The 17,648-nt window shown below is 64.1% G+C and carries 15 protein-coding genes and 1 riboswitch; of the genes, 9 read left to right on the forward strand and 6 right to left on the reverse strand.

The window, feature by feature from the left end:
* Nucleotides 1-58 precede the first annotated feature (58 nt).
* Complete coding sequence (locus HBF32_RS01285; RefSeq protein WP_166697829.1) at nt 59-730, forward strand: hypothetical protein; 672 nt, start codon at nt 59-61, stop codon at nt 728-730.
* A 42-nt stretch (nt 731-772) separates the two neighbouring features.
* Here the strand turns inward: HBF32_RS01285 and HBF32_RS01290 are convergent, their stop codons facing one another.
* Entirely contained in the window at nt 773-1,453 is a 681-nt protein-coding gene (locus tag HBF32_RS01290; RefSeq protein WP_240147773.1) for a YoaK family protein, read from the reverse strand.
* A gap of 136 nt (nt 1,454-1,589) precedes the next feature.
* On the opposite strand from HBF32_RS01290, the gene HBF32_RS01295 reads away from it, so the two are divergent.
* Nucleotides 1,590-2,006, forward strand: a complete 417-nt coding sequence (locus HBF32_RS01295; RefSeq protein WP_166697831.1) for a heavy metal-responsive transcriptional regulator — start codon at nt 1,590-1,592, stop codon at nt 2,004-2,006.
* Nucleotides 2,003-4,171, forward strand: coding sequence for a copper-transporting P-type ATPase (locus HBF32_RS01300; protein WP_166697832.1), 2,169 nt, complete (start codon nt 2,003-2,005; stop codon nt 4,169-4,171). Before HBF32_RS01295 ends, HBF32_RS01300 begins: the two co-directional genes overlap by 4 nt.
* Before the next feature lie 184 nt (nt 4,172-4,355).
* Here HBF32_RS01300 and HBF32_RS01305 read toward each other — a convergent pair whose 3' ends face one another.
* From HBF32_RS01305 to gcvP, 4 genes are all read right to left on the reverse strand, one after another.
* Nucleotides 4,356-6,761, reverse strand: coding sequence for a GH92 family glycosyl hydrolase (locus HBF32_RS01305; protein ID WP_166697833.1), 2,406 nt, complete (start codon nt 6,759-6,761; stop codon nt 4,356-4,358).
* Between the two features lie 82 nt (nt 6,762-6,843).
* Nucleotides 6,844-7,719: a bestrophin family protein gene (locus tag HBF32_RS01310; protein WP_166697834.1), complete on the reverse strand. Its 876-nt coding sequence runs from the start codon at nt 7,717-7,719 to the stop codon at nt 6,844-6,846.
* Nucleotides 7,716-8,381 (reverse strand): carbonic anhydrase, encoded by a 666-nt coding sequence (locus tag HBF32_RS01315; RefSeq protein WP_166697835.1) that lies wholly within the window; start codon nt 8,379-8,381, stop codon nt 7,716-7,718. The genes HBF32_RS01310 and HBF32_RS01315 overlap by 4 nt, the downstream gene beginning before the upstream one ends.
* Nucleotides 8,382-8,604: 223 nt before the next feature.
* Nucleotides 8,605-11,469, reverse strand: a complete 2,865-nt coding sequence (gene gcvP, locus HBF32_RS01320) for an aminomethyl-transferring glycine dehydrogenase (protein ID WP_166697836.1) — start codon at nt 11,467-11,469, stop codon at nt 8,605-8,607.
* A gap of 43 nt (nt 11,470-11,512) precedes the next feature.
* A riboswitch (glycine riboswitch) is annotated at nt 11,513-11,607 on the reverse strand.
* Between the two features lie 520 nt (nt 11,608-12,127).
* Between gcvP and HBF32_RS01325 the strand changes: the two genes are divergently transcribed.
* Both HBF32_RS01325 and HBF32_RS01330 read left to right on the forward strand, forming a co-directional pair.
* The gene (locus HBF32_RS01325) at nt 12,128-12,394 is read left to right on the forward strand and encodes a hypothetical protein (protein WP_166697837.1); all 267 of its coding nucleotides are present in this window, start codon (nt 12,128-12,130) and stop codon (nt 12,392-12,394) included.
* A gap of 135 nt (nt 12,395-12,529) precedes the next feature.
* Nucleotides 12,530-13,072: a hypothetical protein gene (locus HBF32_RS01330; protein ID WP_166697838.1), complete on the forward strand. Its 543-nt coding sequence runs from the start codon at nt 12,530-12,532 to the stop codon at nt 13,070-13,072.
* 258 nt (nt 13,073-13,330) lie between these two features.
* Here HBF32_RS01330 and HBF32_RS01335 read toward each other — a convergent pair whose 3' ends face one another.
* Nucleotides 13,331-13,687 carry a hypothetical protein gene (locus HBF32_RS01335; RefSeq protein ID WP_166697839.1) on the reverse strand — a complete coding sequence of 119 codons (357 nt, stop codon included), beginning with the start codon at nt 13,685-13,687 and terminating at the stop codon, nt 13,331-13,333.
* A 187-nt stretch (nt 13,688-13,874) separates the two neighbouring features.
* Between HBF32_RS01335 and HBF32_RS01340 the strand changes: the two genes are divergently transcribed.
* The 4 genes from HBF32_RS01340 to HBF32_RS01355 all read left to right on the forward strand — a co-directional run bounded on the left by HBF32_RS01340 (nt 13,875) and on the right by HBF32_RS01355 (nt 17,623).
* On the forward strand, nt 13,875-14,981 hold the full coding sequence (locus HBF32_RS01340) for a hypothetical protein (protein ID WP_166697840.1): 1,107 nt from the start codon (nt 13,875-13,877) through the stop codon (nt 14,979-14,981).
* Between the two features lie 77 nt (nt 14,982-15,058).
* Complete coding sequence (locus tag HBF32_RS01345) at nt 15,059-15,250, forward strand: hypothetical protein (protein ID WP_166697841.1); 192 nt, start codon at nt 15,059-15,061, stop codon at nt 15,248-15,250.
* A 157-nt stretch (nt 15,251-15,407) separates the two neighbouring features.
* Nucleotides 15,408-16,787, forward strand: a complete 1,380-nt coding sequence (locus HBF32_RS01350) for an AAA family ATPase (protein WP_166697842.1) — start codon at nt 15,408-15,410, stop codon at nt 16,785-16,787.
* Nucleotides 16,784-17,623, forward strand: a complete 840-nt coding sequence (locus tag HBF32_RS01355; RefSeq protein WP_166697843.1) for a hypothetical protein — start codon at nt 16,784-16,786, stop codon at nt 17,621-17,623. The genes HBF32_RS01350 and HBF32_RS01355 overlap by 4 nt, the downstream gene beginning before the upstream one ends.
* Nucleotides 17,624-17,648: the final 25 nt, after the last annotated feature.

Raw genomic sequence — 17,648 nt, forward strand, 5'->3', positions numbered from 1 at the left:
TCGCTAGACTCCGAGAGGGATGTTTTTTGGCGTTTCCGTCGTATCCGGAGGCCCGCCGATGCTCTTTCACCGCGCACTCATCCCGATCCTGGTCGGAATGCTGTCCCTGTACGCCTCGCAGGCGCGCGGCGGCGCCAGTCTTTTCGTCGACGACGCCGGCCTGACCCCTGCCGGGCGCTGCCAGGTCGAATCCTGGGTGCGTCTTTATCGGCCTGCCTACGAACTGGACGCCGTCCCCGCCTGCACGGTCCATGGCATCGAATGGAGTCTGGGCGTGACCCGGTCCGGCAATCCATCCCAGGGCACGAGCCTGGGTCCGGGCATCAAACGTGTGTTTCGCGACTTCGACACGCATGACTGGGGTGTCGCCATGTCCTTGGGCGCGAACTGGGACAGTCGTGGCAGGGGACTGGATGGGTGGAATGCCAACGTGCCCGCGAGCTTTGCCCTGGACGCCGGTCGTCGCGTCATCCTCAACACGAACCTTGGCTGGACGAAGACGCCTGGCAGGCGCGGCACCGTGACCGGGGGCGCAGGTCTCGAGGTGGCGCTCGGCGAGCGGTGGATCGTGCTGGCCGAGGCCTATCGCGCGAACCGGTTCGCGGGGCAGGTCGGGATACGGCGTAACCTGGGCGAGAATGTCAGCTTCGACATGCTGGCGGGAACCGGGCGCGGAACGGGACGCCCGTCGTGGATAACGTTCGGACTCAACATCCTCCTGCCCGACTGACACGCGGCCCCTGGGCTGTGAGGGCGGCGGCCTGGATGCTGTCTAGGCCCCGGCCGTGGCGTCCCGCCGCGTCCGAAGGCTCAAGCCAAGCGTCAGTGCTGCCGCCAGGGCGGCCATGGCCGAGCTGAACAGCAGGGACCGTCCTTGCCACGCGCCATACAGCATCGTTCCCACGGTCGCTCCGGCGACAAAGCACAGGACGACCGTAAGGCAGATCGTGACGCGCCTGCGATCGACAGGTCCTCCCCAGCTACGTTGGCCGAAGGCGATACCCAGATCGGTGAACATCCCGGTGAGATGCGATGTACGGATGACTGCCCCGGATGTCAGCGATGTCGATCCGTTTTGCAGCCCCATGGCGAAGGCGCAAAGCATGATGCCGACGGACGGTCTGGCGGTCATGAGCCAACTCGCCATGCAAAGCACCCCCGCGACAGCGAAGAGCAACGCCGCAGACTGGGCCGTGGGAGTCCACCGCGGGCCGCGCGAAACCAGCGCGCTGATCGCGCATCCTCCGGTGAACAGCGCTACCACGCCCATGGCATGAATGAGCAGGGAATAATCGCCCGATCCCAGTCCGATGGCTGCTTCGGTGGATATGCCCGTGAGGTGTGTGACGCCGCCATGCCGCAGCGAGAGCAAGGCGACGGCGTTCACGCTTCCCGCCACGACGGGCAACAGGGCGGCCCAGGACCATATCCAGCGGGGCAATGATGGGACCATGGTTCTCGGGATCAGGTTGGCGGTGGGCCACGAGCATACGTGGAAGTCGTTGCCTGGGCAGGGTGTGGGGCCGTTCCCGCAAGGATCGGCTCGGCCTCTTGACTCTAGACCTATATCAAGGGTCTAGACTTTGTCCATGACCACGCCATCCGCCCTCACCATCGGCCGCGTCGCGCAGAGCGCAGGCGTCGCCATCGATACGATCCGGTTCTACGAGCGGGAAGGGTTGCTTCCCGAGCCGAGGCGCCGGCCTTCCGGATACCGCGAATACGATATGGGCACCGTCGCCCGGCTCCGCTTCATCCGCCGCGCGAAGGAGCTGGGGTTCACCCTCGAGGAGATCCGCGAGCTGCTGGCGCTTTCCGCCGACCGGCACGGTGGCGTGGAAGGTGTGCGCGAACGCGCTGCCGCGCGTTTGCGGGCCATCGAGGAACGCATCGCCGAGCTCCAGCGCGTGCGCGACGGTCTCTCGGAACTCGTCGAGGCCTGTCCTGGGCACGGCGATCCGGAAGACTGCCCGATCCTGAAGGCCCTCGTGGAGCCGCGCGCATGAGCCACTCCTGCTGCTCGCATGGCGCGAGCGAACCCGTCGCGCCCGCGGCGCCGGCTCCTGCCGGCACGGTTTACACCTGCCCGATGCACCCGGAGATCCGCCAGGACGGACCGGGCTCGTGCCCGAAGTGCGGCATGGCCCTGGAGCCCGCGCTGCCTTCCCTGGACGACGACGATGGCGAAGTCCGCGCGCTCGGCCGGCGGCTGGCGCTGCTGCTCGTCCTGACCTTGCCGGTGGTCGCCGTCGCCATGGGGCCGCACCTGTTCGGATGGATGTGGCCGGAACCCTGGTCGTCCATCGCCCGCTGGGGCGAGGCACTGCTTGCCACGGGGGGGGTGCTGTGGGGCGGCGCGCCGTTCTTCGCGCGCGGTTGGCGCTCGCTCATTCCCTGGTCGCCGAACATGTACACCCTCATCGCGCTCGGTACCGGCGTGGCCTGGCTCTACAGCGCCATCGCGTTCGCGTGGCCTTCGCTGTTTCCGGCGGCGATGCGCGACATGCATGGACACGTGGCTGTCTATTTCGAGTCGGCGGCCGTGATCGTCACCCTGGTGACGCTCGGCGACTTCCTCGAGCTGCGTGCACGCCGGCGTACGGGCGAGGCGCTTCGCGGCCTGCTCGGCCTGGTGCCGAAGACCGCGCGGCGGATCGCGGAGGACGGTGCCGAGGAAGACGTTCCGCTGGAGCAGCTTCATGCCGGCGACCGCCTGCGCGTGAGGCCCGGAGAAAAAGTGCCGGCGGACGGCAGCGTGCTGGAAGGCGAAAGCCATGTGGACGAGTCGATGCTCACCGGCGAGGCCATGCCCGTGGCGAAGCGCCCCGGCGATGCGCTCACCGGCGGTACGCAGAACCAGCATGGTGCGTTGACGATGCGCGTGGAGCACGTGGGTACCGACACGGTGCTGTCGCGCATCGTGGCGATGGTCGCCGAGGCGCAGCGTACGCGTGCGCCGTTGCAGCGCATGGCCGATAAGGTCGCGGCATGGTTCGTTCCCACCGTCGTTGCGGTGGCGGCGCTAGCCTTCGCCGCCTGGTGGGTTGCCGGTCCGCAGCCTGCGTTCGCGCATGCGCTGGTCGCCGCGGTGAGCGTGCTGATCGTCGCCTGTCCCTGCGCCCTCGGCCTGGCGACGCCCATGTCGATCATGGTGGCGAGCGGGCGTGGCGCCCGCGCGGGCGTCCTGTTCCGCGACGCGGCAGCCATCGAGCGGCTGCGCGACGTCGATACGCTGGTGTTCGACAAGACGGGCACGCTTACCGAGGGGAAGCCCGTGCTGGTCGACGTCCGCACCTTCGGCTACGAACGCGCGAAGGCGCTGGCGTTCGCCGCGGCGGTGGAACGACCGAGCGAACATCCGCTGGCGGCGGCGATCGTCGCCGCGGCGGAAGCGGAGGGCATCGCGATACCGGCGGTGTCCGGCTTCCAGGTGGTCGTCGGCAGCGGTGTGAGCGGCACCGTCGACGGACACGACGTGGCCCTGGGTAACGCCCGGCTCATGGAAGCCGAGCGTGTGGAAGCCGGTGCCGCGCACGATGTCGCGGAGAAGCCGCGATCGAAGGGTGCGACGGCGATGTACCTTGCGGTCGACGGGCGGCTCGCCGCGATGCTGTCGTTGGCCGATGAGGTGAAGCCGTCGACGAAGCCGGCGCTGGACGCTCTCCATGCGGCGGGCGTGCGCTTGGTGATGGCGACCGGCGACAACGAGGCGACCGCCAGGGCACTGGCGTCGTCGCTGCCGATCGACGAGGTGCACGCTGGCGTCTCGCCGGAGGACAAGGCGCGCCTGGTCGCGGCGCTGAAGACGAAGGGCGCGACGGTGGCCATGGCCGGCGATGGCGTGAACGATGCGCCGGCCCTTGCGGCGGCGGATATCGGCATCGGCATGGGCAACGGCAGCGACATCGCCATCCAGAGCGCCTCGGTCACCTTGCTGAAAGGCGATCTCGCCGGCATCGCGCGGGCACGGGCGCTCTCCGAGGCGACAGTGCGGAACATCCGGCAGAACCTGTTCTTCGCCTTCGTCTACAACGCGGTGGGCGTGCCCGTGGCGGCCGGGGTGCTGTATCCGTTCTTCGGCATCGTGCTGTCGCCGATGCTGGCGGCTTTCGCGATGAGCCTCAGCTCCGTGTCGGTGGTAGGGAACGCGCTGAGGCTGAGGCAACCTTGAGACCGTATCGCTCGACAACCTGCTGGCCCGCTGCCGCGGGATCGCCGGCATAGCCGGCTCCCCCAAGGTTCCTTCCGGGCCTGCTCTTGTGTAGGAGCCGCTATAGCGGCGAGGGCAATCTTGCGAGGATGTCGCGAGGCTTCCTCGCCGCTATAGCGGCTCCTACAACCGGCATGACGGATCGTCAGCGCTTTACGTCGAACGAGGGCGGGGCGTCGGCTTCCTTCGTCGCCCAACCCTTGTTGGGCTTGTCCGACAGGTCGAATTCCAGTTTGCCGCCCTTCAGGGCGAACGACTCGGGCAGCCAGGCGCGGGAAGTCGTCTTGTCGTCCACTTTCAGCGCCGCGACATATGGCTTGCCGTCGCCGGCGTTGGGCGCGTCGATGACGATGTCGCCGTTTTCACGATGCACCACGGCGCGCGTGAAGAGGGGGCTGCCGACGACCATCTCGGCACGACCGGGGATCGACGGGTAGATGCCCAGCGCCGCGAACACGTACCAGGACGACATTTCGCCGAGATCGTCGTTGCCCGGAATGCCGTTCGGCGCGTTGACCCAGAGGGTATCCAGTACCCGACGGACGAGTTCCTGCGTCTTCCACGGCTGGCCCGCGTAGTTGTAAAGCCAGGGCGTGCCGATGGACGGCTCGTTGTCCAGTTCGGCGTGCAGCGGGCCGGACTTCGTGACGGCGAAGCTGCCATCCGGCTGGTAGAAGAACGCGTCCAGGCGTTTGCGTGCCTTGTCCCGGCCGCCCATGGCCTCGAACAGGCCGCCGACGTTGAACGGGACCATCCACACGTACTGCGCCGCGCTGCCCTCGACGAAACCGTCCCCGGTCGACGGCGTGAAAGCGTGCGGCGCTTCCTTGTCGTCGTCCTTCACGAGCGCCCAGCTGCCGTCCGCGTTGCGGTTGCGGATGTAGCCGCCTTCCGGCGTGGCCTTGGGATCGAACAGGTTGCGCCAGTACTGCGCGCGTTCGAGGAAGCGCGCGGAGGTGGCCTTGTCGCCGAGGCGATCGGCGAGCGAGCTGATGCCGAACTCCGCCGCGACGGTTTCCAGCGTATCCGCCGCCGGGCCCCAGGCCGGCGCACCGACCGGGATGTAATGCAGCTTCAGCCACGCATCCAGGCCGGGACGCTGGCCGACGCATTCCACCTCGCAACCGTCGTGCGAGGTATCCAGTGCCGTCGGGTTATCGGCCGCGTGGACCAGGGAGGCGAGGGCACCCTTCGCGTCGAAGTCGCGGGCACCGAAGGCGTACACGCCCGCGACGGCCGCTGCGGCCGGATCGCCGTTCATCACGTGCGTGCCGCCGTTGTTGTGCGTCCAGCGGTCCCACACACCGTTGTTCTGCTGCGCCTGGTTGTGCAGGCTCTGCGCGATGTCGCTGGCTGTCTTCGGTTCCAGCCACGCCACCAGCGGCAGCTGCGACCGGTACACGTCCCAGCCGGAGAAGTTCGCATACTGCGCCTTCTGGTTGCCGGAGACGCGGTGCACCTTGTTGTCGAAGCCGCGGTATTCGCCGTTGACGTCGCTGAAGACATTGGGATGCATCAGGGAGTGGTAGAGCGCCGTGTAGAACACGGTGCGCTGGTCCGCCGTGCCACCTTCCACGTCGATGTGCGAGAGGCGGGCGTTCCACGCCGCCACGGCCTTGTCGCGCAGCGCTTCGAACGTCGTGCCCTTGGGATTCTCGGCGTCCAGGTTGGCCTGGGCGTTCGCGGCGCTCACATAGGAAATACCGACGCGCACGTTGACCGTGCGCGTGCCCTTCGCGAAGCCCACCCACGCGCCGGAACCCTTACCTGCCTCGGGGAAGCCCTTGGGGCCGTACCCGGTGCCGCCTTCCGCCTGCGTGCCGCCCTTGTTCACAGTGGTGTCGTGCCATGCGCCGGTGGACGCGAACGGCTGGTCGAACTCGGCGACGAAGTAGAGCGTGTAATAGCTGCGGCGGTCGGCTTCGTTGATGTAACCGCAGAAGTTGCCGCTGGTGACTTCGCCCGAGATCCGGCCATGGGCCTTGTCGACGCTCACCTTCGCGCTTTCGGAGCCCACTTCGGAATCGGATGCGCGAACCAGCACGTTCACCGGCTTGCCGGCAGGGAAGGCGAAGCGTGCCGCCCCGCTGTGCAGTGCGGCGGTCAGATCGACGGCCACGCCATTGTCCAGCGCCACCCTGTAGTGCCCGGCCTTGGCGGTTTCGTTCGCGTGCGAGAACTTCGAGGCATATGCGTGGCGGAAATCCGTGGACGGCGACACGGTCACGTCCTCGGTGACCGGCATGATCGGCACGTCGCCCGAGGCGCCCCCGCAACCCCAGCCTTCGACATTGGTCAGGCTGAAACCGCGGATGGCGTCGGCGCGGTATTCGTAACCGCCCGGCGCGGCGATGGGCGCCTTCTTGCCGGGCAGCGGCGACGCCTCGGGGCTGAACTGGAGCATGCCGAACGGCACCACGGCCCCGGGGAAGACGTTGCCTCCGTTGGTGGTCCCGATCAGCGGGTTCACCAGGTCGGCGGGAGCCGTGGCAGCGGCCGCGAGGGCGGGAACAAGGGCGGCGGCGAGGGCGATCGGATGCAGGGCGCGCAAGGTGAACCTCCGTAAACCGGGATTTATCTCGATTGAAATCGCTTGCGTGACTTTTGTCCCATGCCAACGGTCACGGTCGGGGTTACCAGAGAATGCCGTCGACCGGTTGTACCGGCTGGAGCCCGTGCGTCTCGCCGAGGGTGTCGCGCAGGTCGATCTCGATGCCGCGCGTGAGGGTGGTGAGTGGTACGTCGTCTTCGCGGTTCTCGAAAGGATTCTGCATGTCGTTGCCGATCTGCAGCAGCGCGAGGAACAGGAAGCCCGCCACGGTGGAGCCCAGCGGCGTGTAGAGGCCCAGGGTCTCCACGAGGCCCAGCGGCAGCAGCAGGCAGAAGCCGTGCGTGAAGATGGCGGGGTAGGCCGAGTACTGCTGCGGCAGCGGCGTGTTCTTGATCCGCTCCATGCCGCCCTGCGCGTTGGAGATGTCGCTCATCGTGCGCGCGAAGGTCGCCAGGAGGATCGGATCCGGCCTGGCGGCAGACACCGTGGCCGCCGTGCGGGTATGGATGGCGTTGGGCACGTTCGCCACCGAGCGCAGCCGCTCGACCTCGTCGGCGGAGAGGCGGCCGGCGAGTTCGTCCCACGGCGCTTGACGACGCAGATGCAGGCGGAGGGCGTGCACATAGGCGATGTGCCGATGGATTATCGCGGTCGCGGCATCCCTGTCCGAAAGAAGCGTGAGGGCATCGCGGGCGAGGGTGCGCGAGGTGTTGACCATCGCGCCCCAAAGCGTGCGTGCTTCCCACCAACGGGCATAGGCCGTGGTGTTGCGGAAGCTCAGGTAGACCGCGACGGCGGAACCCAGGAGCGTGACCGGCAAGGCGGGGAACTCCAGCCAGACGGGATCCACGAGGTACCAGAAGGCGGTTACCGCGATATCCCAGGCCAGCAGCCAGATCAACGGCTTGCCGACGTAATGCAGGATGTGCCCGAGATGGGCCCGTCCCGGAAGGATCACACCCCGTGCTCGCGCTGGATGGCTTCGGACAGCGGGATGAAGCGGTCGCTCTCCTGATCGAGCACGGACACCTTGCCGTCGCCGATGTCGTAGACCCACCCCTGCAAGGTGATGGCATCGTTGGCGCGCGCCGCGGCCACCGCGGGGTGGGTACGCAGGTGGGCGAGCTGGAGGCGGACGTTCTCCTCGATCAGTGCCTGCATCACGGCCGATTCGTCGAGCTTGCGCGCGAACACGGCGCTCCTGGCCGCCTGCGCGTTGCGCAGCCAGGCCTCGACGGTGGGCAGGTCCTTCGTGGATTCGGGCATGAGCAGTCCCTTCATCGCACCGCAGTCCGTGTGGCCGCAGATGACGACATGGCGGACGCGCAGCACCATCACCGCGAATTCGACCACGGCGGACACGCCGCCGAGCATCTCGCCGTAGCCTGGCACGATGTTGCCGATGTTGCGGCAGACGAACAGCTCGCCCGGCTGGGTCTGGGTGAGCAGCTCCGGCACGACGCGGGAATCCGCACAGGTGATGAACAGGGTATGCGGGCTCTGGCCCTCGGCCAGCTGACTGAACAGCGCTTCGCTCTCGGGGAAGACCTTGTGGCTGAAGTCCTCGACGCCTCTGAGCAGGCCGAGCAGGCTGTCGTCGCGGGGGGTGTCCTGGGTCATTGCGCTTACCTCGGGAGATCGGGCCGCGCGAATGCGCGGCAACCGGGGAAGTTTATGACAAAGCGGGGCAGGACGGATTCGCAGCAGTATGGAGAACCTCCCTGTAGGAGCCGCTATAGCGGCGAGGGGAATGTGCCTCGCCGCTTCATCGCTCCGTGGGCTTCTCGCCGCTATAGCGGCTCCCACAAAAAAAGCCGCCCTGCGAGGCAGGGCGGCTTTGGGCTCACGCCTCCACGTCTTCCTTATACGCGTCGATCGGGATGCATGCGCACATCACGTTCTTGTCGCCATACACGTTATCCACGCGGGACACCGGCGGCCAGTACTTCGACAGCTTCAGCGACGGCAGCGGGAAGGCCGCCAGTTCGCGCGGGTAGGCGTGGGTCCACTCGCTGCCCGTGACCATGGTGGCCGTGTGCGGGGCGTTGCGCAGCGGGTTGTCCTCGCGGTCCAGGCGGCCGTCTTCCACCGCGCGGATCTCGTCGCGGATCTGGATCATGGCGTCGATGAAGCGATCCAGCTCGTGCAGCGATTCGCTCTCGGTCGGCTCGACCATGAGCGTGCCGGCGACCGGGAAGGACAGCGTCGGCGCATGGAAGCCGAAGTCGATGAGGCGCTTCGCCACGTCTTCCGCGCCAATGCCCGTGGCGTCCTTGAGCGGACGCAGGTCGAGGATGCACTCGTGCGCCACCAGCCCGTTGCGGCCCGTGTACAGCGTCTTGAAGTGCGAGGCGAGGCGCTTCGCGACGTAGTTGGCATTGAGCAGGGCCACCTGGGTGGCCTTGCGCAGGCCTTCCGTGCCCATCAGCGTGATGTACATCCACGAGATCGGCAGGATCGACGCCGAGCCGAAGGTGGCCGCGCTGACCATGCCCACGTCGCCCTCGCCGCCGAAGGCGCGCGGCAGGAACGGCGCGAGGTGCGACTTGACCGCGCACGGGCCGACGCCCGGGCCACCGCCGCCGTGCGGGATGCAGAAGGTCTTGTGCAGGTTGAGGTGGGACACGTCCGAGCCCCACTTGCCCGGCTTCGCCACACCGACCAGCGCATTCATGTTCGCGCCGTCGGTGTACACCTGGCCGCCATGCTTGTGCACGGCTTCGCAGATGGCGACCACGTCTTCCTCGAACACGCCGTGCGTGGAGGGGTAGGTGATCATGATGGCGGCGAGGCGGTCGGCATACTTCTCGGCCTTCGCGCGGATGTCGTCCACGTCGACGTTGCCGTTCGCGTCGCAGCGCGTGACCACGACGGTCATGCCGCACATCTGCGCCGAGGCCGGGTTGGTCCCGTGCGCGGATTCCGGGATCAGGCAGATGTCGCGATGCCCTTCGCCGCGCGAGCGGTGGTAGGCGCGGATCGCCAGCAGGCCGGCGTATTCGCCCTGCGCGCCCGAATTCGGTTGCAGACTCACGGCGTCGTAGCCGGTGCATTCGACGAGCATCGCTTCCAGTTCGTCGATCAGCTGCTTGTAGCCTTGCGCCTGGTCGGCCGGGGCCAGCGGATGGATGTTGGCGAACTCCGGCCACGTCACCGGGATCATCTCGGCGGTGGCGTTGAGCTTCATGGTGCACGAACCCAGCGGGATCATCGTGCGGTCCAGTGCGAGGTCCTTGTCGGCGAGGCTGCGCAGGTAACGAAGCAGTTCGTGCTCGCTATGGTGCGTGTTGAACACCGGGTGCTGGAGGAAGTCCGTGTCGCGCAGCAACGGGCGCGGCAGGGCGTCGTGCACTTCCGCATCGAGCGCGTCGATGTCGTCGATGCTGCCGCCGAAGACCCCGGCGATGGCGATCACGTCGGCGCGGGTGGTCGTCTCGTCGAGGCTGATGCCGACGCTGGAGGCGTCGATCGCGCGCAGGTTGATCCGCGCGGCCACGGCCTTCGCGTGGATCGCCTTCGCATCGATGCCCGTCACATGCAGGGTGTCGAAGAAGTCGCCGCCAACGGCGACGCCGGCGCGGCGCAGGGCCACGGCCAGGATCGTGGCGAGGCGGTGCGTGCGGCGGGCAATGCGCACGAGGCCTTCCGGACCGTGGTACACGGCGTACATGCTCGCCATGACGGCCAGCAGCACCTGCGCGGTGCAGATGTTCGACGTGGCCTTTTCGCGACGGATGTGCTGTTCGCGGGTCTGCAGGGTAAGGCGGTAGGCCGGCTTGCCCTCGGTGTCGACGGAGACGCCGATCAGACGGCCCGGCATCGAGCGCTTGTACGCGTCGCGGCAGGCGAGGTAGGCGGCATGCGGGCCCCCGAAACCGTAAGGCACGCCGAAGCGCTGCGTGTTGCCGACCACGATGTCGGCGCCCCAGGTGCCCGGCGCGGCGATCAGCGTCAGCGCGAGCAGGTCGGTGGCGACGCAGACGATGCCGCCGCGCGCATGCGTGGCGTCGGCAAGGGTCTTGTAATCGTTGATGCGGCCGTAGGTGTTCGGGTACTGCAGCAGCACGCCGAAGCTCTCGACACCGGCGGCGTCGGCATCGTCGCCCACGTGCAGCTCGATACCGATGCCGTCGGCGCGCGTGCGCAGCACTTCCAGCGTCTGCGGATGCACGTCCTTCGAGACGAAGAACACGTTCGACTTCGACTTCGCCGAGCGCTTCGCCAGCGTCATGGCCTCGGCTGCGGCCGTGCCCTCGTCGAGCAGCGACGCGTTGGAGATATCCATGCCGGTGAGGTCGGCGACCATCGTCTGGAAGTTGATAAGGGCTTCCATGCGGCCCTGCGAGATCTCCGCCTGGTACGGCGTATAAGCCGTGTACCAGGCCGGGTTCTCCAGCACGTTGCGCAGGATGACGTTCGGCGTGAGCGTGCCGTGGTAGCCCTGGCCGATGAAGCTGCGGAACACGGTGTTGCGGTCGGCGATGGCGCGGATCTTCGCCAGCGCTTCCTCTTCGGTCACGGCGCGGGGCAGGGCGAGCGGGGCGGGCGACTTGATCGAGCCGGGAACGATGGCGTCGGTCAGGGCGTCGAGCGAGGCGTGGCCGACCACGCGCAGCATCTCGGCGATCTCGGTGTCGTTCGGGCCGATGTGGCGCTCGATGAAGGCGCCGTGGTTTTCGAGGTCGCGCAGCGAAGTTTTCTGGCTCATGGGCTTTGGAGGCATCCGGAATAACGTGCCGTGCCGGCACGTGGGGCGCCCCTCTGTCCTTTTGCCTGAGAGTTTGGAGGCGTGGAGCCCCTTGCACCTTCGGCGCCGGATCGAACCGGTCTCTCCAGAGTGATGACTGCGCGGTGGTATGGGAGCCTGAGCGATTACGGGCGTTGCGCCTTCGGCAGCGGGTCCTTCCGCTTCTCCCACCGGGCCTTACCGGGCTGATTATACAGGGCTGCGGGCGCGGATGTCGGTCGTTTTCGCTCTGGACGCCGGGTTGGCGTGGGGCCGCGTAGGAAGGGACCGGCTGAGGTGTCAGGGATGCCACCCCTCCCAAGTGGGTCGGCTGGTCTTGGAGTGAGCGGCAGCATCATCGGCAATTGAGGGACAAATGGCGCCCAACGGAATCGATTTTGCGCAGGTGGCATCCGCTACCCGTCGTGCCTGCGAAGACAGGCACCCAGCGCCTTCCCGCCCCAGCGCTTCGCGAAGGCTTACGTCGTTACCTGTGAATTGCGCGGTACAGCAGGCTTGCCTGGGCGTTGTCCACCTTGTCCGGCACAAGGTGTCTGCGGACAGTGGCAATACAGGTCCAGGCCGGAAGAATGCTGGCATGGCCTTGTCCTTGCTTGGGAAGGGTAGAAGGAGCTTTCACATGGCTAACGAGACGGGTGGGCCGAGCGCTGACGATTGGAAATCGGTGCCATGGGAATTGCAGAACTATGTCTACTACTTCCTGCGCACGCGACACTTCCCAATCACGATCCGCAACACGTTGCTGATCGCGCACGTTCTTGCACGCCGCTTGGCCGACGGCCCGGTAGAACACCGCGACCTCGACATCGTGATCGAGACAAGCGCCGTTGAATACTGCCTCGATGACCAGGCGCACACGTCTCAGTCGAGGGGAAGAAACGCATGAACGCCATCACGGCCCTCGGCTACAAGAAGTAGCTGGTTCTCGCCTCTCGTGACGACCATTTTCAATGTCATGTCACGAGACTAGAATCGGCGGAAAACCGGAAGGCTGACCGATCGGACCAGGGATAACGTTACCGTGGATAAAGCAGCTTTTGAGAGTTTCTTTGACGAGGTAGTGTCCAGACCGTTGCTCGGCAGGGGATTCGTTCGATGCGGGAAGTCTCTCTTCGCCGAGATTCATGGCGTGCAGATCGGATGGGTTCGCGGAGGCGGGCGGTTCGCCTCGTCTGGAAGCGTCGCTCACTGCGTTTGTTTCCGGCACGCCTTTCTTCGCGACAAAGAGAGTCGGATTCCTGTCAAACCTCCTGGGTTCCCCGAGCAGTACCCATGGGTATTCGATCTGGAATTACTGCCCGCAAGCACACACAAGGACTGGCGATTTGACGCGGCCCGTCTCATGAACCTTCCCTACGGCCAATATACATTTGAAGGTCTCGCCGGGGCGACCGTTCGCGACGACCTGAACAGTCGACTTGCCGCCTTTCTGCGATATGCCGATTGGGCACTCAGCCTTACCGCCTCGGACGCCGTGGCACAGTTACGGGGATTCGCAGAGGATTACTGGATAGCAAGGCATTGGCTGGAGGATTACGCCGGTCGCGCCGACACTCCAATTTAAGTGCGCTGTGGGGTCGTCCCGGCGAAAGCCGGGACCCACAGCCTCGGTTGTCCTGCACTCCCTATCGCCACCTACGGAGCCAGATAACCCGCAACGCAAATCCTTGCCTCAAGTGGTTTCACCAGTGAACATGTGCGGGCGCACCTAGACGCAACCACGCGCTGGCGAAAACTGCTATCCATTGCGAATGATGCCTTTGTGTCGTCAGGTAGCAGGATCAATCAGCGAAGCAGTCCAGTGGCCGCACCGCGGACGGGTTCAGCGCGATGGGCCTTGTGCGGCTCGTTCGATGCATTCCAGCACGAACGACTCCAGGGACATGTTCGCCGGCAATAGTCCAGCCGTATGGACGAATTCCCGCGCCGCTTGCAGGAAAGCCTGTTTCGCCTGCGACGACTTGATGCGGGCCCTGGCTTGTCGTTGCCTGAGTTGCACGATGTGCGCCGAGGGCTGGCCGGGGCGTGAGAACCTGGCATAACGGCGAAGTTCATCGGCGGCTGTCGCGGTATCACGTGCTGCATCGTCAATGGCGATTCGGGACATCCTCGCCTTCTCGAGGAGCGCGATGGCTTCCGGGGAAAGATCGGTGGGTGAGGGAGCCGGATAACTGGTCATGGCGATTCAAAGCCCGAAAACAACGAAGCCCCGCATCGCTGCGGGGCTTCGTCTATAATTGGTGCCCAAGAGAGGACTCGATAGACACGCCGCTAAGTTGCTGATTCTATAGCGATCATCGTCAGCGCGCAAGCTTGCTTGTGGACCAGTACGTGGCAGACATTACGTGCTCGCGGGGGGGGGAGGGATGACGGAATTTGATTACATCGAACATGGTGGACTTCGGGCCGCGCTAGAAAGCGACTACATCGAGATGCAGCGCTGCGTTGAGGCCGAGGCGTGGAAGAGCGCGCAGGTCCTTGCAGGCAGCATCGTAGAGAGCCTCCTGATGGACTTCCTAGTATCGCGACCAAGCGATGGAGGCAAACCGGCCACACTGCGGCTGGACTTTTCTGACGCTATCAAAGAGTGCCTCAAAGAGAAAGCCATAACGGAGAGGACCGCCGACCTCTGCGCTGTGGTTCGCTCTTACAGAAATCTCATTCATCCCGCGCGCCTCGTGCGCCTGGGTGAGGCGAGCCCCACGAAAGCCTCCTGTGGAATTGCAGTGGGCCTAATTGACCTAATTACTTCAGAGGTCGGAGATTCGCGGCGCTTGGCGGTGGGCCTAACGGCGGAGCAGGTCCTTGCGAAGGTCGTTGCTGACACCAAAAGCGGTAGCTTAATGAAGCACCTGCTTTCCGGTGTGCGGGAATCTCATCTTATGAGGCTTGCGAAGGTGCTGTTGCCGGAAGCCCTTGCGGAACACGAGGCCGAATTCGACGACATAGGGCGAGTTGGGAGACTGACGGCCACGTTCAGGGCGGTCCTCGCAGCATTGCCGCCAGCCCGACAGACCGAAGTCGCCGATGAATTCGCGTTACTGGTGCGGCAGGGATCTGAGCAAGAAATTGATCGGTACCGCCGAGGGTTCTTCCGAGCCCCTGACCTCCAGACGGTCAGTCCTCAATATAGAGATATGGTCAAAGATCATCTTTTGTCTGCACTTGGAGTAGGCGTTCAGATCGCCGACATAAGAGCCGCAACTGGAATCGGACGCTTTCTTTCCACGGGAGACGCGGCGGTGTGGGTAAATAATCTCGTTCGTGCCACGGTATCCAAGAGCGGCGTGATGCCGGTTCGAAAGTGGATGCACGAGTTCGTAGTAGCAGAGCACGGGTTTGTCTCGCCTGAGTTCGAACAGGCGGCTTTTGATCGCATGGATAAATCTATCGAGCGGCTCGAAAGGAATGGGGACGCTGTCAACGCCGAGCTAATCCGATCGACCAAATTGGAGATTGAGATCCCGTTCTAACCTTGGCTGCGATCATCGCCGAAGAGCGGACTGACGTGTACACGGACTGTATTCACTAACTGCAAGAGGGATGCACGATGGCGACAAGTATCAGGAAAGCTGCAAACCGTCTGCGAGCGAAACCTGAGGATGGAGTTGAACGGAAAGCCAAGTGCGCAATGGGCTACCTTGCCGACGTCTACCTCCAGTACCGCGATCCAGAGCTGACGGGCGCGGTGATTGCTGCGCAGGTAGCGAGCACGCCGCACATCGAAGAAGCTTCACTGTAAAACTACAGATGAAGCCGGGTAGTAGGAAGCATCCGATGGGCGAAGGGAAAGCGAAAGAATGGGGCGCGACTGTCTTCGGGGCGGTCGGAATGGGGCGGCCGGATGCGAGAACTTCGCGCTGCTTTGAGAAGGTGATATCACAGTTACGACAGGGTGGATGATGACTGCGACGCTGATCACAAGGATGGAAGTAAGGGACCTCTTTGGCCTCTACGATTATGTTTTGCCTCAAGAGGAGGATCTGAATAATGCAGCCATCCTCTACGGTGATAATGGAGCGGGCAAAAGTACGGTGCTCCGGCTTGCATTTCACCTACTCTCTGCCGCGAATAACCGAGGTCATCGCACGGCGCTTTACGCTGCCGACTTCTCGTGCTTGCGTGTGGATCTTGCGAACGGCTCGGCGCTAATTGCTGAAAGGCTGACGAAGCGGGGCGTAACGTACCTTCGTCTGGCGATCCAGACGAACGGCTCTGACACTGCCGTCTGGGAATATGCACCTGACAACGAGCGATTGTTCGATGACGAATATCGAGAGGTCTACGTCTATCAAGATGCAAACGGAACCACTCGCAGGCGACTCAGAGCTTCGCGGCGTCCTGATGGCGTAGCCCATGGTCAGCAACACTATATGGAGGCACTCGGTGCCATCGTGCCAACGGTGTTTATCCTCAGCGCCGATAGAAGGCTTGATAGTGACGCGGTGTCAGATCCCTCTGATGAGATGGACGTTCGGCGCACCTTGAGCTATGGCGAGCCCAAGAAGCTAAACCAGCTTGTTGCGCGGGCGCGTGAGATCGCCCTTGCGCAGGCCATGAATAAAGCGTCGCAATGGGTTAGCCGAACTGCGGTGAGCGGAACGAATAGGGGCTCAACTAATGTCCATTCGGTCTACGCGGATGTTCTGCACAAGATCGCTCCGCCAAGGGGGCGGACTTCCGAAAGCAACGAGCAGCCTGATCTGGCGCAGCTCGTCAGGAAGCTGCGGGACATTGATGAGCGGTCGGCGGCGTTGGCTCGATATGAGTTCACCACTCATCTGCCAACGGGTGATTTTCAGAAGGCGTTGTCTACGCGAAGCGCGAAGAAGGCGGAGCTCGCTGCCAATTTATTGAAGCCTTACGTAAAGAGCGTGGAAAGTAAACTTTCCGCGCTTGAGCCACTTTTTCGGTTGATTGATCGCTTTGTTGTGATGGTCAACGAAATGCTCAGCGACAAAATTATATCGTATAAGTTGAGTCAGGGTTTCTCGATCGTAAATAGGTTGGGGAAGCCGCTCCGCGCGGAGCACCTTTCGTCCGGTGAGCAGCAGCTTCTTCTCCTGCTTTGTTATGTTCTAACGGCACGTGATGCTCCTACCGTTTTCATGATTGATGAACCGGAGCTATCGTTGAACGTGAAGTGGCAGCGTCAGCTTGTCCAGTCGCTTTTACAGATGACCGACGGCGCCTCCGTCCAATTCTTGTTTGCATCCCATTCGATGGAGCTCTTGGCTCAACATCGCCACCGCGTTGTCCGGCTGGATCGTCGCCCATGACTGGGCAAGAACGCTGGCTGATAGAAGAACTAATCGCTCGGTATGAAAATGAACCTACTCTTCGTGATGTGTTTGTTGAGGGGGTCTTCGACTGCGAGGTGTTCAATCGCGTGTATGAGGGGCAGGCAAAATGCCCGGTTTTTTACTCAATCGACTCAGTAAACGTTTCTCGCGAGGTTCTAGCTAAGTACGGACTAACGCTCGGAAATAGGCAGCGAGTGATAGCTTTAGCTAAAGAGCTCGAAGAACTCCAGGAGGGCGCGGCTGTCAGGTTTATGGCGGACCGTGACTTAGACCACTGGTTCGCGGGGCTCGAAGAGGTCGTGAGATTGAAGTGGACAATGTTCACGTGTGTGGAGGCACATTTCCTTACCCCAGAGGCTCTGCGGGAGATCGTGAGGGTCGCTGCGGCTGCCGACGTCACCGACGTCGTACGCTTCGCTAGGTCGATCGAGTGCGTTCTTCGTGATCTGTATTCCCTACGACTCGTCGATAGGCAGCTGACGCTGAATATGAGTTGGGTTGCCCTCCGTCGGTATCTTAGCCGTCGGAAAGATGAGGTGATCTTTGACGCCGAGCGGTATATCGATGCGCTGCTCAACAGCAATCAGTTGTTCCGAAGGAAGGCTGAGGTGATTGCGAGTTGGGCGGCGTGGAAGGGTGCAGACGCTCCTGACTCCCGCCAGGTAATGCAAGGCCACGATCTGACCGAGTTGCTTGCGTGGGCGGTGAGCGCTTTCGGCGGGGTGAAGACCTTCGCTAGCACCGAGGCGATTGAGAGGTTGTTCGTCGTTCTCGCGAAAGGGGTGCCGACGCTCGCTGAGGAACTCGTCTAGCGACAGCGCTTGGCATCGCCAGGCT

It is taken from the genome of Luteibacter yeojuensis (assembly GCF_011742875.1).
GTDB classification, from domain to species: Bacteria; Pseudomonadota; Gammaproteobacteria; order Xanthomonadales; family Rhodanobacteraceae; genus Luteibacter; species Luteibacter yeojuensis.

Excerpts from the sequence above, each read along its gene's own strand:
- HBF32_RS01285 (WP_166697829.1), top strand. The coding sequence starts at position 59 with ATGCTCTTTCACCGCGCACTCATCCCGATCCTGGTCGGAATGCTGTCC.
- HBF32_RS01290 (WP_240147773.1), bottom strand. The coding sequence starts at position 1,453 with ATGGTCCCATCATTGCCCCGCTGGATATGGTCCTGGGCCGCCCTGTTG.
- HBF32_RS01295 (WP_166697831.1), top strand. The coding sequence starts at position 1,590 with ATGACCACGCCATCCGCCCTCACCATCGGCCGCGTCGCGCAGAGCGCA.
- HBF32_RS01300 (WP_166697832.1), top strand. The coding sequence starts at position 2,003 with ATGAGCCACTCCTGCTGCTCGCATGGCGCGAGCGAACCCGTCGCGCCC.
- HBF32_RS01315 (WP_166697835.1), bottom strand. The coding sequence starts at position 8,381 with ATGACCCAGGACACCCCCCGCGACGACAGCCTGCTCGGCCTGCTCAGA.
- gcvP (WP_166697836.1), bottom strand. The coding sequence starts at position 11,469 with ATGAGCCAGAAAACTTCGCTGCGCGACCTCGAAAACCACGGCGCCTTC.
- HBF32_RS01325 (WP_166697837.1), top strand. The coding sequence starts at position 12,128 with ATGGCTAACGAGACGGGTGGGCCGAGCGCTGACGATTGGAAATCGGTG.
- HBF32_RS01335 (WP_166697839.1), bottom strand. The coding sequence starts at position 13,687 with ATGACCAGTTATCCGGCTCCCTCACCCACCGATCTTTCCCCGGAAGCC.
- HBF32_RS01340 (WP_166697840.1), top strand. The coding sequence starts at position 13,875 with ATGACGGAATTTGATTACATCGAACATGGTGGACTTCGGGCCGCGCTA.
- HBF32_RS01345 (WP_166697841.1), top strand. The coding sequence starts at position 15,059 with ATGGCGACAAGTATCAGGAAAGCTGCAAACCGTCTGCGAGCGAAACCT.
- HBF32_RS01350 (WP_166697842.1), top strand. The coding sequence starts at position 15,408 with ATGATGACTGCGACGCTGATCACAAGGATGGAAGTAAGGGACCTCTTT.
- HBF32_RS01355 (WP_166697843.1), top strand. The coding sequence starts at position 16,784 with ATGACTGGGCAAGAACGCTGGCTGATAGAAGAACTAATCGCTCGGTAT.